Source organism: Nocardia vulneris (assembly GCF_001613425.1).
In the GTDB taxonomy this organism is placed as follows: domain Bacteria; phylum Actinomycetota; class Actinomycetes; order Mycobacteriales; family Mycobacteriaceae; genus Nocardia; species Nocardia vulneris.
In genome coordinates this window covers 122,784-136,504 of sequence record NZ_BDCI01000007.1, presented here as the reverse complement: position 1 = coordinate 136,504, position 13,721 = coordinate 122,784, and the positions used below count along the sequence as shown (strand labels likewise).

Annotated in this window: 17 protein-coding genes; 8 read left to right on the top strand and 9 right to left on the bottom strand. The window is 67.8% G+C overall.

Annotated features, from left to right (window positions below; translation table 11 throughout):
- Window positions 1–96: 96 nt before the first annotated feature.
- The 3 genes from NVU01S_RS09895 to NVU01S_RS09885 all read left to right on the top strand — a co-directional run bounded on the left by NVU01S_RS09895 (window position 97) and on the right by NVU01S_RS09885 (window position 3,155).
- Window positions 97–786, top strand: coding sequence for a nitroreductase family protein (locus NVU01S_RS09895; protein ID WP_043664005.1), 690 nt, complete (start codon window positions 97–99; stop codon window positions 784–786).
- Between the two features lie 150 nt (window positions 787–936).
- Window positions 937–2,256 (top strand): preprotein translocase subunit SecY, encoded by a 1,320-nt coding sequence (secY, locus tag NVU01S_RS09890; RefSeq protein ID WP_043664002.1) that lies wholly within the window; start codon window positions 937–939, stop codon window positions 2,254–2,256.
- A 29-nt stretch (window positions 2,257–2,285) separates the two neighbouring features.
- Window positions 2,286–3,155 (top strand): LuxR C-terminal-related transcriptional regulator, encoded by an 870-nt coding sequence (locus NVU01S_RS09885; protein WP_244467093.1) that lies wholly within the window; start codon window positions 2,286–2,288, stop codon window positions 3,153–3,155.
- Window positions 3,156–3,171: 16 nt separating this feature from the next.
- Here NVU01S_RS09885 and NVU01S_RS09880 read toward each other — a convergent pair whose 3' ends face one another.
- The 5 genes from NVU01S_RS09880 to NVU01S_RS09860 all read right to left on the bottom strand — a co-directional run bounded on the left by NVU01S_RS09880 (window position 3,172) and on the right by NVU01S_RS09860 (window position 6,881).
- Window positions 3,172–4,206: a medium chain dehydrogenase/reductase family protein gene (locus NVU01S_RS09880; RefSeq protein ID WP_043663999.1), complete on the bottom strand. Its 1,035-nt coding sequence runs from the start codon at window positions 4,204–4,206 to the stop codon at window positions 3,172–3,174.
- A gap of 72 nt (window positions 4,207–4,278) precedes the next feature.
- Complete coding sequence (locus NVU01S_RS09875; RefSeq protein WP_043663997.1) at window positions 4,279–4,848, bottom strand: TetR/AcrR family transcriptional regulator; 570 nt, start codon at window positions 4,846–4,848, stop codon at window positions 4,279–4,281.
- Between the two features lie 70 nt (window positions 4,849–4,918).
- Window positions 4,919–5,551 carry a TetR/AcrR family transcriptional regulator gene (locus NVU01S_RS09870; protein ID WP_043663994.1) on the bottom strand — a complete coding sequence of 211 codons (633 nt, stop codon included), beginning with the start codon at window positions 5,549–5,551 and terminating at the stop codon, window positions 4,919–4,921.
- Between the two features lie 43 nt (window positions 5,552–5,594).
- Window positions 5,595–5,963 carry an MmcQ/YjbR family DNA-binding protein gene (locus NVU01S_RS09865; RefSeq protein ID WP_043663991.1) on the bottom strand — a complete coding sequence of 123 codons (369 nt, stop codon included), beginning with the start codon at window positions 5,961–5,963 and terminating at the stop codon, window positions 5,595–5,597.
- 114 nt (window positions 5,964–6,077) lie between these two features.
- The gene (locus NVU01S_RS09860) at window positions 6,078–6,881 is read right to left on the bottom strand and encodes an ArsR/SmtB family transcription factor (protein WP_043663988.1); all 804 of its coding nucleotides are present in this window, start codon (window positions 6,879–6,881) and stop codon (window positions 6,078–6,080) included.
- Between the two features lie 161 nt (window positions 6,882–7,042).
- On the opposite strand from NVU01S_RS09860, the gene NVU01S_RS09855 reads away from it, so the two are divergent.
- From NVU01S_RS09855 to NVU01S_RS09845, 3 genes are read left to right on the top strand one after another with little or no spacing between them, the layout of a single operon-like run.
- On the top strand, window positions 7,043–7,972 hold the full coding sequence (locus tag NVU01S_RS09855) for an ABC transporter ATP-binding protein (RefSeq protein WP_043663985.1): 930 nt from the start codon (window positions 7,043–7,045) through the stop codon (window positions 7,970–7,972).
- Window positions 7,969–8,820, top strand: a complete 852-nt coding sequence (locus NVU01S_RS09850) for an ABC transporter permease (RefSeq protein WP_043663982.1) — start codon at window positions 7,969–7,971, stop codon at window positions 8,818–8,820. The genes NVU01S_RS09855 and NVU01S_RS09850 overlap by 4 nt, the downstream gene beginning before the upstream one ends.
- Complete coding sequence (locus tag NVU01S_RS09845) at window positions 8,810–9,046, top strand: helix-turn-helix transcriptional regulator (RefSeq protein ID WP_029900775.1); 237 nt, start codon at window positions 8,810–8,812, stop codon at window positions 9,044–9,046. The genes NVU01S_RS09850 and NVU01S_RS09845 overlap by 11 nt, the downstream gene beginning before the upstream one ends.
- 68 nt (window positions 9,047–9,114) lie before the next feature.
- On the opposite strand, the gene NVU01S_RS09840 is transcribed toward NVU01S_RS09845, so the two are convergent.
- Complete coding sequence (locus tag NVU01S_RS09840) at window positions 9,115–9,996, bottom strand: NAD(P)-dependent oxidoreductase (RefSeq protein WP_043663975.1); 882 nt, start codon at window positions 9,994–9,996, stop codon at window positions 9,115–9,117.
- A 143-nt stretch (window positions 9,997–10,139) separates the two neighbouring features.
- Here NVU01S_RS09840 and NVU01S_RS09835 point away from each other — a divergent pair, with 143 nt between their 5' ends.
- Entirely contained in the window at window positions 10,140–10,490 is a 351-nt protein-coding gene (locus NVU01S_RS09835) for a winged helix-turn-helix transcriptional regulator (protein ID WP_042258679.1), read from the top strand.
- A gap of 138 nt (window positions 10,491–10,628) precedes the next feature.
- Here NVU01S_RS09835 and NVU01S_RS09830 read toward each other — a convergent pair whose 3' ends face one another.
- Complete coding sequence (locus tag NVU01S_RS09830; RefSeq protein WP_043663973.1) at window positions 10,629–11,750, bottom strand: glycerate kinase; 1,122 nt, start codon at window positions 11,748–11,750, stop codon at window positions 10,629–10,631.
- A gap of 181 nt (window positions 11,751–11,931) precedes the next feature.
- On the opposite strand from NVU01S_RS09830, the gene NVU01S_RS09825 reads away from it, so the two are divergent.
- Window positions 11,932–12,378: a nitroreductase/quinone reductase family protein gene (locus NVU01S_RS09825; RefSeq protein WP_052280147.1), complete on the top strand. Its 447-nt coding sequence runs from the start codon at window positions 11,932–11,934 to the stop codon at window positions 12,376–12,378.
- 37 nt (window positions 12,379–12,415) lie between these two features.
- Here the strand turns inward: NVU01S_RS09825 and aroQ are convergent, their stop codons facing one another.
- Window positions 12,416–12,856 (bottom strand): type II 3-dehydroquinate dehydratase, encoded by a 441-nt coding sequence (aroQ, locus tag NVU01S_RS09820; protein ID WP_014988972.1) that lies wholly within the window; start codon window positions 12,854–12,856, stop codon window positions 12,416–12,418.
- Window positions 12,857–12,873: 17 nt separating this feature from the next.
- Entirely contained in the window at window positions 12,874–13,485 is a 612-nt protein-coding gene (abmR, locus tag NVU01S_RS09815; protein WP_043663970.1) for an ATP-binding transcription factor AbmR, read from the bottom strand.
- Window positions 13,486–13,721 lie beyond the last annotated feature (236 nt).

The window sequence follows — 13,721 nt, the reverse complement described above, 5'->3', positions numbered from 1 at the left end:
GGACCATTCCGGGACGGGCTTTCGTGCGTCTGGTGGAGTGGACAGTAATCGCGCCGTCGCGTTGTCCGTCCCGGCGGCGCGGCTCACACTCCACCTATGATGACGTGGACTCCGCTGCATGGGCACCCGTACGAACCAATTCCCTACCACCCGAACCGGATTCCGGTCGAGCAGGCGCTCGCCGCGTCCGCCGTGCTGCGCGCCAGAATGGACGAGCGCCGCACGGTGCGGATGTTCGCCACCGATCCGGTACCCGAGCAACTCGTGCTCGACGCCATCGCGGTGGCGAACACCGCGCCCTCGGGCGCACATCAACAGCCGTGGACCTTCGTCCTGGTGGAAGATCCCGAGGTGCGCGCCCGCATCCGGGAGGCCGCCGAAGCCGAGGAGCGCATCTCCTACGGCGGCCGCCTCGGCGAAGAATGGCTCTCCGCCCTGCGACCGCTCGGCACCGATGAACACAAGCCGCATTTGACCGATGCCCCTTACCTTTTGGTGGTCTTCCAGCAGCGCTACGGCCTGCGCGCGGACGGCACCACCTACAAGCACTACTACGGCGACGAATCGGTCGGCATCGCCGTGGGCATGCTGCTCACCGCCCTGCATCTGGCCGGCCTGGCCGCCCTCACGCACACGCCCAGCCCGATGAAATTCCTCGGCGAGGTGCTGGCCCGTCCCCGCAACGAGAAGGCTTTCGCCGTCATCCCCATCGGCTACCCTGCCGACGATTCCGTCGTCCCCAATCTGACCCGCAAGTCGCTGGACCAGGTGCTGGTCCGCGTCTGACCCTCGCGACCGCATCGCCCGCGTTCCCCCGATGGAGGGAGGCCGAATTCCGACTCGCGGGCGACGTGAGCCGACCCCGGTGCTCCGTACCGTTCGAAGGCCACGGCAGGTATTCGTCCTGTCCGACACTGCCTTTCGTCAGGAGGACCCGTGCTTTCCGCCCTCGTACCGGCCTTTCGGACTCCGGACCTGCGGCGGAAAATACTCTGCACGCTGGGGTTGCTCGCGCTGTATCGGCTCGGTGCGGCATTGCCCTCGCCCGGGGTCGACTTCACGGCGGTGCGCACCTGTGTCGCGATCGCCTCCGGCGGCGACGCCGCGGGCATCTACCAGCTGATCAACCTCTTCTCCGGCGGGGCGATGCTGCACCTGTCGGTGTTCGCGATCGGCATCACGCCCTACATCACCGCGGGCATCATCACCCAGCTGCTGACCGTCGTGATCCCGCGGTTCGAGGAGCTGCGCAAAGAAGGCACCACCGGTCAGGCGAAGATCACCCAGTACACCCGCTATTTGGCGATGGCGCTGGCGGTGCTGCAGGGGTCGACGCTGGTCGCGCTGGCCGCGCGCCGCCAACTGCTGCGCGGGTGTCCGCAGGACATCCTGGCCGACGACGGACTGTTCGGCATGGTCGTGCTCGTGCTGGTGCTGACCGCCGGTGCGGCGCTGGTCATGTGGTTCGGTGAGCTGATCACCGAACGCGGCCTGGGTAACGGGATGTCGCTGCTGATCTTCGCCGGTATCGCGGCCCAACTTCCTGGTCAAGGCAAGGCGATCCTGGACAGCAAGGGCGCGTTCGTTTTCGCCGGCGTCTGCGTCGCGGTGCTGCTGGTGATCGTGGCCGTGGTCTTCGTCGAGCAGGGGCAGCGCCGGATTCCGGTGCAGTACGCCAAGCGCGTGGTCGGCCGGAAGATGTACGGCGGCTCGTCGACGTATCTGCCGTTGAAGGTCAATCAGGCCGGCGTCATCCCGGTGATCTTCGCGTCCTCGCTGCTGTACCTGCCGAACCTGCTCACCCAGCTCACCCAGGGCAGCGCGGGACCGACCGCGACCTGGCAGGAGCTGATCCAGAAGTACCTGGTGAACCCCGACAACCCGGTGTACGTAGCGAGCTACTTCGCGTTGATCGTGTTCTTCACCTACTTCTACGTCGCGATCACCTTCGATCCCCAGGAGCGCGCCGACGAGATGCGCAAGTTCGGCGGGTTCATCCCGGGGTATCGCCCCGGCAAGCCGACCGCGGACTATCTGGCCTTCGTGCTCAGCCGGACCACGCTGCCCGGCGCCTGCTATCTCGGCGCGGTCGTGGTGCTGCCGAACGTACTGCTCGGGGTCGGTGCGGGCGGCGGGGTGTCGAGCCTGGCCTTCGGCGGCACCTCGGTGCTGATCATGGTGAGTGTGGGGCTCGACACCGTCAAACAGCTCGAGAGCCAGCTGATGAGCAGGAGCTACGCAGGATTCCTGCGCTGACCCGCGGCGTGGAACATAAGGTCGGAGCCATGACACACCCACTGCGTCGAGTGGCGTCGTCGCTCGTGCTCGCTGTCACCGCGGCCACGCTGTCGGTGAGTGCCACGCACAGCGAGCCGGCCGCGGCCCGCTACGCCGCCGCGGAGCAGCGGCCCAGCGCGATCGACCGGCACGACGATCGCACCCCGGATCGGATCGAAACCACTTCGGGCTCGGCGATTTCGGTGGTGCTCGCGGACAACCACGCGATCTTCCGGTCCGGCCTGCGCGCGGCGATCGGTACCCAGCCCGATATCGAATGTGTCGCCGAGGCCGACCACAGCGCCGCCGCGGTCCGCGAGATCGAGCGCCTGCGGCCCGACGTGGCGCTGCTCGACCTGGACCTGCCCGGTTTCGAGAGCCCCGCCGCCGTCGACGCCATCGCGGCGCTGGGCGGCAGTACCCGGATTCTCACCCTCACCAGCAGCGACTCCGACGAAAACCTCTATCGCGCACTCTGTCTCGGTGCGACGGGCTTTCTCGTCAAGACGCTGCCCGCCGACGGACTGATCTCGGCCATCCGGATGGCCGCGCGCGGGGACGCCCTCATCGACCCGCACCTGACCCGCCGCCTCGTCACCCGGCTGACCACGGGCATCGAGCCGTTCCCCCGTGCCCCAGAGGTCGAAAACCTCACCGCCCGTGAGCATCAGGTGCTGCTGCTGATCGCCAAGGCCTACACGAATCCGGAGATCGCCGCGGTGCTGGGGGTCGGCGAGCAGACGGTCAAAACCCACGTGTCCAACGTGCTCGCGAAACTCGGTGTCCGGGACCGGGTGCACGCGGCGGTCTACGCGCATACCCGCCGGATCGTGCCGCTCCCGCACCAGCCCTGGCAGGTCGACCCGATCCGGGCGTAGAACCGGTCTTCGGTCTTCAGCGCTGCACGTCGGGGACGAGCACGACTTTGCCGGTGACGGTGCCGGATTCGGCGAGTTCCATGGCCTGAGCCGCCTCCGTGAGCGGGAACCGCGCGGCGACCTGCGCGCGCAGCGTGCCCTGCGCGGCGAGTTCGAAGACCGCGCCGAGGTCCTCGGTGATCCGGTTGCGGAACCGCGCGGCGTTACGCTTGCCCGCCCAGATGTTGTAGAAGTGCGCGCTGCGCTTGTTGGGCAACGTGTTCCACCAGAGCAGCCGGGCGAACAGTCGCAGCACGGGCAGCCGGGAGTTGCCCTCGTCGTTCTTGGTCGCCGCGGTCCCGTAGGAGACCAGGGTGCCGCCGGGGGCGAGCAGCCGGAACGAGTCGACGATGCCCGGCCCGCCGACGTGGTCGAAGACCGCGTCCACGCCGTTCGGGGCCAGGGCCCGAACCTGCTGCGCCACATCGCCGCGGTAGTCGATCCAGGTCGCGCCGAGCGCCTGCACCGCCGCCGCGTTGCGGGCGGACGCGGTGCCGATGACGGTGATGCCGGCGGCGCGCGCCAACTGGACCAGGGTCGAGCCGACACCGCCGTTCGCCCCGTGCACCAGGATGGTCTGGCCGCGGCGCACCGCGGCGGTGCGGTGCAGCATCTGCCATGCCGTGATCCCGTTCACCACAAAGGTTTCGGCTTCGGCCGGATCGAGCGCGCCGGGTACCCGCACGAGTTCCGCGGCGTCGAGCAGGACCATGCTGCTCCAGCCGCCGACCTTGGTCAGCGCGGCGACGCGACGACCGAGCAGCGCGGGATCGACGCCGGCGCCGAGCTCGGCCACCGTGCCGACCAGGTCGTAGCCGGGCACGAAGGGGAAGGCGGGCTGGTCGTAGTACTTGCCGCGGCGCATCTGCTGTTCGGCGAAGGACACGCCGGAGGCTTCCACCTGGACGAGCACCTGGCCCGGTCCGGGCGCGGGCAGCTCACGCGTCGTGACCTGCAGGCCGTGCGGCTCGACGCGGTCCGGCAGCACGATTTCGAGGGCGGTGGTGGTCATGATGTTCTCCTGGTGTGTGACTGGTCAATCACTCTGACGGTAAAAAGAGCGCCTGGCTGGGGCGCGGTCGGACTAGTGGGCGTTCGGGTGCCGAATGCCCGCGGTGAGGAGGGCGGCCCAGGGGCCGTCGCCGGCTTCGAGGCCGAGGGTGGTGATCATGTGGCAGAGCTCGCCGTAGGCGATGAAGCGCTGGACCTGGTCGTCCGCGGCGCCCGAGCGCTGCTTGGCGAACGTGGTGATCCGCTCGGTGCCGCGGCGCATCGCGTCGGCGACCTCCGGGATGTCGTTCGCCGAGCGGGCGTGCACTTGCAGCATCAGCAGCCGCTTGTCCGCGATGAGTTCGGCGTAGGCCCCGCCCATTTCGTGCAGGATCTGGTCCGGGCCGGCCCCGGCGGCGCGGGCCGCGCCCGCCGACATGGCCTGCTCGACCAATTCGTAGCAGCGGTCGAGGGCGGCCACGAACAGGGCGACCTTGCCGGGGAACAACTTGAAGACATACGCGGGCGAGATCTCCGCCCGTGCTGCCACGTTGTTGATCGGCGTGCCGTGGTAGCCGGTCTTGGCGAACTCGGCGATGGCCGCGTCCACGACCGCGTCGCGGCGGACCTCTGATGTGGAGAGAGTGGCACCTCGCTTGCTCATGTGAGTGACTGTACACTCACTCTTCGGGTGACGTCAACGACTCGGTCGAATCCGCTGGTCGAACGTGGTTTCAGCGCTTCTTCAAATCGGCGGCGTAGGTGGCGAGCATGTCGAGGGTGATCTCGAGGATGCGGTCCTGGATATCGGGGCGCGGGTACGCGACGCGGGTGAGCGCCTCACCCGAGAACAGGTGCACCACGATGAACGTGAGCGGTTCGCGGACGTGCTCAGGGAACTGCGCCAACGCGTCCGTCTGCTCGGCGTGCGTGGTGAGTTCGCTGTAATAGCTGCTCACCGCGGGCGCGATCCGCGCCTGTAATTCTGGATCGTGCAGGGTGGCGATATAGATCTGACGCAGTGCGTGGGTGAGCGGCGTGCTCATCGCCGAACGCAGGAAGCCCACCGTCGCCTCGAGCGAACTCTCGCCCTGCGTCAAATGGTCGACCACCGCATGGAACTGGCGCAGCAGACGGGCCAGGATCTCCTCCGAAGCCGCCGCGATCAGCTCCGGACGGCCGTCGAACTGTTTGAACATCGCGCCGCTGGACAGTCCGGCGCGACTGCAGATCTCGCGCACCGAGGCCCGATCGATGCCGACATCGCAGATCGCCTCGATGGTCGCGTCGATCAACTTCGCGACCGTGGCCTCGCGGCGCTGCTGCATGGTCCGGCGCCCGGGCGCTCGTTCGATCGCACTGCTCATACGATCCATCCTGCCGCGTGCGGCGATTCTCGCGCCCGGGCGGCTACCGCGATTGCCGGTGCGGTGCCGGACGCCACTCGGGCACCTCGGCGAGCAGGGCGTCGGGGGCGGACAGGCGCCAGGCCTCGAAAACGAGTTCGGCCAGTTCGTCGGCCTCGATGCCGTCCAGATACACCACGACCCAGCCGAAACCGCCTGCGGTGAACTGCTCTTCGAATACCTTCGGCCGCTCGGCGACCAGGGCCTGTTGCTCCGACAGCGTCTGTTTCAGGCCGACGGTCCGGGTGCGGGGCCAGTAGTAGCCGAACAGTTTCCCGCGCACCTTGTAGGAGGTGTATTTCTCGCCCGCGCTGCTGCGCACGTCGACGAGCGCGTCGATGATCCGGAAGAACTCGTCACTGTGTACCGCCACCGCAAACCTCTGGCCTTCGAACTCGCTCGGTGCTGACCGGCGTCCGTCACCTCGGGTGCGGCCTCGATACCGGAGTCCGAATATACAACGGCCGCCGCCCCGCCTGTGGTGCCGTCAGGACTGCGCAGGTTCCGGGTCGGGCAGCGGCTCGCCGGTCTCCAGCAGGGTTTTGAGCCCGGACAGGATCGCGGGCCAGCCGCCGCTGATGCCCTCCAGCACCGCGCTGCCCGGCGCGAAGCCGTCGTGCACGACGGTCAGCTTGACCACCTCGCCCGCCGGCTCGAGCTCGAAGGTGACCTTGGAGCGCGGTTCGCGGCCCCAGGCGGCGACCTCGTCGGGGTGCATCTCGAAGGTCGCGGCGAACTCGGCGTCGAAGCTGTGCCAGGTGTAGGACAGCCTGGTGTACGGGTCGGCCTCGAGCACCACCTGCTCGGGGTCCTTGCTGCTCCAATCACGCTGGTGCCACACCATTTCCGAGCCCGGCCGCCAGTCGGTGTCGAACGTCGCGCCCCAGTAGCGACTGGTGAACGCCGAATCCGTCAGCGCCCGCCACAGCTGCTGTGCGGTGGTCCGGATGTAGGTGGTGTAGACGAAAGTGTTGTCGCTCATGGGATGTGCCTCCAGTGCTTGCTTCAGGTCGGCGAGTGCGCGCACTCGCGAGCGGTCGTACCGGTTGATCCAGCGCTCGGTGATGGCGTTGATCGGCTCGGCATTGAGGTAGTGCAGTTTTTCGCGGCCGCTGCGCCGGGTGGTGATCAGGTTCGCCGCCTCGAGCACCGCGAGATGTTTGCTGACCGACTGTCGTGCCATCGCCAGCCCCGCGCACAGGTCGCGCAGGGTCTGCCCGTTGCGCGTGTTGAGACTGTCCAGCAGTCGTCGGCGGTGTGGATCGGCCAGCGCTTTGAATACCTCGTCCATGCCCCACCTTACCGGGAATATGCACCCTTTCGGCTGCCTGTTGCAGGATAGGCAGCCGTTTGGCTGCGTGTCAATCATGATCGATCAATGCTGCGCATTGTCGCGGCGGAATGTAGTAGTTATGCTACGAATCGAGGGATGCCCACCATCGGGAGGGAATTATGACAGTGGGTCAGGACGTCGTCCTCGACGTCGAAAAGCTGCGGATGCGTTACGGCTCGACCGACGTGCTGCACGACGTGAGCTTTCAGGCCCGGCACGGCGAAGTGCTCGTGCTGCTCGGGCCGAACGGGGCGGGTAAGACCACCACGATCGAGATCCTCGAGGGCTTCCGGATGCGGTCGGCGGGCCGGGTCGAGATCCTCGGCGTCGATCCGGCGCACGGCGACGAGACCTGGCGGGCTCGCGTCGGCGTCGTCCTGCAGTCGTGGCGCGATCACGGCAAGTGGCGTGTACGGGAACTGCTCGACTATCAAGGCGCCTTTTACGCGCCCTATGGCACGGATCGGATCCGAAGGCCGTGGGACACCGACGAACTCATCGAAGCCGTCGGTCTCACGCATCGGGCGAACCACCGGCTGCGCGACCTGTCCGGTGGCCAGCGGCGCCGGATGGACGTGGCGATCGGCATCGTCGGGCGTCCCGAGGTGCTGTTCCTGGACGAGCCGACCGCCGGCTTCGACCCGGAGGCCAGGCGCGAATTCCACGACCTGGTGCACCGGCTCGCCGACGACCAGCAGACCACCATCCTGCTCACCACGCACGACCTCGACGAGGCCGAGAAACTCGCCGATCGGATCATGATCCTGGCCGGCGGGCGGATCATCGCCGACGGCTCGGCCGACGAACTGTCGCGGCGGGTCTCCGGCAAGGCCGAGATCAGCTGGACCAACGACGGGCAGCGGTTCGTGCACTCGACCGCCGAATCGACCGAGTTCGTGCACGAACTCTTCCAGCAGTACGGCAGCGCGATCGGCGATCTGGAGGTCCGGCGCGCCTCGCTGGAGGAGACGTACATGACCCTGGTGCGCCGGTTCGAAGCCGGTGCACTCGAGTCCGACGTGCACACCCTCGAGGAGGTAGGACGATGAACCCGCTGCTGCCCGCCGTCCGGCAGGGCCTGATCCGCGGCCGGATCGAACTGCGCCAGGGGCTCACCAACGGGCAGGACCTGTTCGGGCTGCTGTTCTGGCCGTTGGCGATGCTGGTCGTGCTGTTCTTCATGCGCAACGCGTCGTTCGAGTCGAGCGGGCTGCTGCTCGGTTCGCTCGCGCTGCCCAGCGTGATCGGCATGCTGGTCGCGATCAACGGGATGATCGGGATGGGTCAGCAACTGGCCATGGATCGCGAGGACGGCACGCTGCTGCGCGCCAAGGCGACCCCCAATGGCATGGTCGGCTACCTGCTGGGCAAAATCGTCCAGGTGTCCGGTTGGGTTGTCATTCCTGGTGCCATCGTCCTGATCCCCGGGATGCTCATGGTCGACGGCCTGGCGCTGCACACCGTCGGGGCGTGGCTGACGCTGATCGGGGTGATGGTGCTCGGGCTGCTCGCCACCCTGCCGATCGGCGCGATCTTCGGGTCCATGTTCGACAACCCGCGCAACTTCTCGTTGATGACCTTCCCGATCATGGGGGTGATCGCGGTGTCCGGCATCTTCTATCCGATCACGTCGATGCCGGGCTGGGTGCAGGGGCTCGCGCAGGTGTTCCCGGTGTACTGGCTCGGGCTGGGGATGCGCTCGGCGATGCTGCCCGGCGAGGCGGTCGCGATCGAACTCGGGCAGTCCTGGCGGCACCTGGAAACCGTTGCGGTGCTCGGTGTCTGGGCCGTGGTCGGCTTGGCGGTCGCACCGTTCGTGCTCCGCCGGATGGCCCGGCGGGAATCCGGTTCGAGCGTGGCCGAGCGCCGCGAGAAAGCGATACAGCGTGCCTACTGAGGTCATCTACAACCGCATCGCGATGCTGCGCGCCGAGCGTGGCATCTCGCGGCGTGAGTTGGCGGAGGCGCTCGGCGTGCACTACCAGACGATCGGTTACCTGGAACGCGGCGAGTACAGCCCCAGCCTGCATCTCGCCCTGCGTATCGCGGCCTACTTCGAGGTGGCGGTGGAAATCGTCTTCTCCACCAACCCCTTTCCCCGCCTGGGCACCGAAACGGCCTGAGCAGGAGGCACTCTCGTGCCGGGTATGACCGCCGCCCGGCGGGGCGGCGGTCATCGGTCCCGGCCGGCTCACGCGTCGGCGCCACGCATCAGGGCGTAGGTGGAGACGGCCTCGCCCTTCTCCTCGCTGGCCGCGACGGCCTTGCGCCAGTAGGCCTGTGCGGTGTGCGAGAACGTCGCGTCGACGCCGACCTCTTCGCTCGCATCGATGATGTGCTGCGCACCCGCGTCCATCATCTTCAGGCTCGCCAGGGTGGCCCAGCCGCCGTTCTGGTTGGCGACCGAGAACTCCTCCATGAAGTAGGGGTACGCGGCCGCGGAACGCACGGCGAACGGGATGAACTGCGCGATGCTGTTGCCGGACCGCTCGATCATCGCGGTCGCCTGGTCGAAGGCGAGCAGCCACGGGTGGAAGATGGTCAGCAAAGCCTGGTAGAAGACCTGCGACAGACCGTCGTCCGGGCCGAGGTACTCCTGCGGGCTCAGCGGGCGCAGCAGTTCGGCGTGCGCGTCGAAGACCTCGCGCGGACCGCTGTAGAAGATGTACGACGCCGGGTGGGCGATGTTGTCACCCGCCGACATCACACCGCCGGCCAGGAATTCGGCACCGTGCGAACGGACCCACTCGGCGCCCTTGCGCGCCTTCTCCGGGGAGTCCGAGGACAGGTTGACGATCACCTTGCCGGCCAGCTGATCCGCGGCCTGCTCCAGCACGCTGTACATGGCGGCGTAATGGGTGAGGCTCAGCACGGTCACCTCGTTGGCCGCCAGCGCCGCCGCGACCGTATCGGCCCGCTCGGCGCCGAGTTCGACCATCGCGTCGACCTTGTCGGTGCTGCGATTCCACACCGTCACCTCGACGCCGGCGGCGAGCAGGGCCCGGACCATGGACTGGCCCATCGGCCCGAGGCCCACGACGGAAACGGAGCGGGGGGTGTTCTGCTCGGACATTGTGTGTCCCTTCGGTTCTCGATTCGGATGGTTCGGCGCCGAGATCCATAGTCGTTGTCGCAGGTAGAGTCGGGAAGACCGCACGTTCAGGTGTGGTTGCTTACCTCGAGGTTCGAAACGAGGTCAGAAGGAGTGCGGGGAACATGAGTAGTGACGCGGATCACGACGTGTGCGGCATGTCCGTGGCGATCGACGTCGTGGGCGGCAAGTGGAAACTGCACCTGATGTGGGCGCTCGGTGCCAGCCCGCAGCGCTTCGGCGAGATCCGCCGTCTGCTCACCGGCGTCAGCGAGAAGGTGCTCGCGGAGAACCTGCGCCAGCTCGAAGCGTCCGGTGTCGTGCACCGCGAGGTCTATCCCGAGGTTCCGCCCCGCGTCGAATACTCGCTCACTCCGCTCGGCCAGGAACTCGCCATCGCATTGCGTCCGCTCGAAGAGTGGGGCGACAAGCACCGCACCGAGCTGCTCGGCAACCTGCTGGCTTCGGCGAGTTAGGGCAGTCCGAGCGTTCGGTCTTGCGCAGTCGTGGCTGTGATCGATGGTTGCTAAGTGGCGCTGTGCCATTCAGCGAAGCGGCGCTGTGCCATTCAGCGAAGCGGCGCTGTGTAATTCAGTGAAGGGGCGCTGTGCAACTCAGAGGTGACGGCGAGCGATCTGCGTGCCGACCTGCTCCAGTAGCGCGGCGGCCGCCGCGATCGAGCGGTCCGGGTCCGGTTCGAGATCGCTGAGCGCGTAGCAGTCGGCGAAGCCCGCCGCTCGAATCTCCTGCGCGGTGAGCGAGGTTCGGCCGACGGCCGCGACAGCGGGGACGTGCCGCGAATTCGCGACCGCGCAGACACCGATCGGCGCTTTGCCGTGCAGACTCTGCCGATCCAAGGTGCCCTCGCCCGTGACGACCAGTACCGCTGCCTCGAGAAGTGTTCGGAAATCGAGCAATTCGAGGATCACCTCGATGCCGCTGCGCACCCGGGCGCCGAGCACGGCCAGCGCCCCGAACCCGGTCCCACCCGCGGCACCCGCGCCGGGGCGGTCCGCGAACTCCGGCCCCGCGAGCCGTGCCCAATTGGCGAGCGCCGTCTCCAAGGTGTCGAGATCCGTTGCGCCCGCGCCCTTCTGCGGCGCGTAGACCGCGACTGCGCCTGCGGGACCGAGCAGGGGATTGTCCACATCGGAGGCGACCGTAACGGTGACGGAACCGAGGCCGGGATGCAGGCGCGACCGGTCGAATCGCGCCGCCTGCGTCAAAGCCGCACCGCCGGGCGGTAATTCGCGGCCCGCGGCGGTCAGGAGGCGTCCGCCCAGCGCCTGCACCATGCCCGCGCCGCCGTCGGTCGAGGCGCTGCCGCCGAGTCCGAGCACGATATCGGTGACGCCGTGGTCCAGTGCGTGCGCGAGCACCACGCCCAACCCGTAGGTGCTCGCGCCGAGCGGATCGAACTGTCCCCCTGGAAGTTTCACCAAGCCCACCACGGCGGCCAATTCGATGACGGCGGTCGTGCCCTGCACCGCATACGACGTGTCGGTCACGACACCGGTCGGGCCGGGCGCGCGCAGTGCCACCCGCTGCCACCCCGCGGTCACGAAGGCGTCCACCGTGCCGTCGCCCCCGTCGGCGACCGGTACCTGCTCGACCGTCACCTCCGGTGCGACGCGTCCGATGCCGACGGCCAGCGCCGCCGCCACCCGGGGCGCGGACAGCGACCCCTTGAACTTGTCCGGCGCGAGCACCACCCGGCGCGGGGCTTCCCGTGTCATCCCCACATTGTCCGGTGCGGTCGACCGCGCGGGTCATCCACCGGGTTGTCGACCGTTGCACTCGGGTGAATGCGGGGTTCACCTGCGGATTTGCAATGAGAGAGCAGTGCTCTTGTTTTCTGAACCGGCCTGTGGAACACTTGTCGCAACAGAGAGCAGTGCTCACGCAAGGAGTGAAGAAATGGACCTCAGCACCCGGTACATCGGCCCGTCCGGCCTGGATCCGATCATGAACCGGATCGCCAACTGGCTGCCCCGGCTGGGCATCAGCGTGCTGGGCTCGCGGCTGCTCGTGGTGCGGGGGCGCAAGAGCGGGGAGTGGCGGACCACGATGGTGAATCTGCTGGTGCGCGAGGACGGTGTGCGATTCCTGGTCGCCCCGCGCGGGCACACCCAGTGGGTGCGCAACCTGCGCGTCGCGGGCGGCGGTGAACTGCGGCTCGGCCGCAAGGTCGAGGAATTCACCGCGATCGAGGTGGCCGACGCGGACAAGGTGCCGCTGTTGCGGCTCTACCTGCAGAAGTGGGGCTGGGAGGTGGGTAAGTTCTTCGAGGGCGTCACCAAGGACGCCACCGACGACGAACTCGCCGCCATCGCCCCGGGCTTCCCCGTTTTCCGGATCGCCTGACCCCGGCTCGACGAGACGTCGAGCCGGAATCGACGGATCAGGCGGAGCGGACCAGGAATTCGATGGCTGCCGCGTACCCCTGGATACCCATGCCGGCGACCACCGCGGTGGCGATCGGCGAGATATAGGAATGGTGCCGGAATTCCTCCCGCGCGTGCACATTGCTGATGTGCACCTCGACGATCGGTACCTCCGGAATCACCAGCGCGTCCCGCAGCGCCACCGAGGTGTGGGTGAGTCCGCCGGGATTGATCACGATGGCCGATTCGACGCCACGCGCGCGATGGATGCGGTCGATCAGCGCGCCTTCGGAATTCGATTGGAACGCCGCGATCTCGCGACCGTAGCGTTCGGCGGTCTGCCTGCAGAGCTCGACGACGTCGTCGAGCGTCGCCGACCCGTAAACCTCCGGCTGCCGGGTGCCGAGCATGTTCAGGTTCGGGCCGTTGAGGACCAGGATCGGACCAGGTGCGGACATGCCCGCAACACTAGTCCTTACAGACCCTGCGGCCCCTCCGCGCGCAGATCATCCACTGTGCGCATGGCGTCGCGCAGTTCCGCCAGCCACGATTCCGCGTGCTGCCCGGCCAGTTTCACCGTCCAGGCCAGCGCGTCGGCGCGCGAGCGCGCCACGCCCGCGTCGACCAGGGTGTCGAGCACTTTGCGCTCGGGCTGACGCAACCGCGTCATCACGGGCACGGCCAAGTGGGTGAACAGGAGCGGTTCCCCGTCGACCGACACCCCCCACGCCACGCTGCGGCCGTAGCGTCGCTGCGCTTCGTCGGCGATCTGCATCCGGGCGGCGCGGGTGGATTCGCGGAATCGGGAGACGGCCCCCTCCTTGGTCGCCCGTGGAACTTCCTCGGTCGGCGCTTCGGTATCGCCTTCCGTGGAGGTTTCGACCCGGGTCTTCTCCGGCTGCGGGATCGGCAGTTCGCCGATCACGACGATCTCGTCCCGGTCGATCTCGATGACGGGCGGGCCCGTGAACCAGTCGGCGGGCAACCTGCCCGCGAACCAATCCGGCGCGTCCGCGGGATCCGGGAGGTCGGCTTGCTGCCAGCCGCCGGGTCGGCCGAAGCCCCGTCCCCGATGGTGCTGTCTCATGGGGAATCACCTACTTACCGTGTAGTACTGCTTACGTTGATTACAAGATTACGTCGCAATTCATGCGAATGGTTCCGCTCTGTGCGAACAGAGTTCGCCGCTGGTTCAGGCGGTGGTCGAGGCGACTGTTCTACGGTTCGTCCGGACCCCGTCTGGGTACCCATTGATCCGAAACGCCGAGTAAGTCAGTAAGCGCACGACTTTGCGGGAGTGCCCGGTACGGTAGCGGCGCCGGT

What these genes read in the sequence shown, in the direction of transcription:
- NVU01S_RS09895 (WP_043664005.1), top strand. Translation starts at nt 97, where the DNA reads ATGATGACGTGGACTCCGCTGCATGGGCACCCGTACGAACCAATTCCC.
- NVU01S_RS09885 (WP_244467093.1), top strand. Translation starts at nt 2,286, where the DNA reads ATGACACACCCACTGCGTCGAGTGGCGTCGTCGCTCGTGCTCGCTGTC.
- NVU01S_RS09880 (WP_043663999.1), bottom strand. Translation starts at nt 4,206, where the DNA reads ATGACCACCACCGCCCTCGAAATCGTGCTGCCGGACCGCGTCGAGCCG.
- NVU01S_RS09875 (WP_043663997.1), bottom strand. Translation starts at nt 4,848, where the DNA reads ATGAGCAAGCGAGGTGCCACTCTCTCCACATCAGAGGTCCGCCGCGAC.
- NVU01S_RS09870 (WP_043663994.1), bottom strand. Translation starts at nt 5,551, where the DNA reads ATGAGCAGTGCGATCGAACGAGCGCCCGGGCGCCGGACCATGCAGCAG.
- NVU01S_RS09860 (WP_043663988.1), bottom strand. Translation starts at nt 6,881, where the DNA reads ATGGACGAGGTATTCAAAGCGCTGGCCGATCCACACCGCCGACGACTG.
- NVU01S_RS09855 (WP_043663985.1), top strand. Translation starts at nt 7,043, where the DNA reads ATGACAGTGGGTCAGGACGTCGTCCTCGACGTCGAAAAGCTGCGGATG.
- NVU01S_RS09850 (WP_043663982.1), top strand. Translation starts at nt 7,969, where the DNA reads ATGAACCCGCTGCTGCCCGCCGTCCGGCAGGGCCTGATCCGCGGCCGG.
- NVU01S_RS09840 (WP_043663975.1), bottom strand. Translation starts at nt 9,996, where the DNA reads ATGTCCGAGCAGAACACCCCCCGCTCCGTTTCCGTCGTGGGCCTCGGG.
- NVU01S_RS09835 (WP_042258679.1), top strand. Translation starts at nt 10,140, where the DNA reads ATGAGTAGTGACGCGGATCACGACGTGTGCGGCATGTCCGTGGCGATC.
- NVU01S_RS09830 (WP_043663973.1), bottom strand. Translation starts at nt 11,750, where the DNA reads ATGACACGGGAAGCCCCGCGCCGGGTGGTGCTCGCGCCGGACAAGTTC.
- NVU01S_RS09825 (WP_052280147.1), top strand. Translation starts at nt 11,932, where the DNA reads ATGGACCTCAGCACCCGGTACATCGGCCCGTCCGGCCTGGATCCGATC.
- aroQ (WP_014988972.1), bottom strand. Translation starts at nt 12,856, where the DNA reads ATGTCCGCACCTGGTCCGATCCTGGTCCTCAACGGCCCGAACCTGAAC.
- abmR (WP_043663970.1), bottom strand. Translation starts at nt 13,485, where the DNA reads ATGAGACAGCACCATCGGGGACGGGGCTTCGGCCGACCCGGCGGCTGG.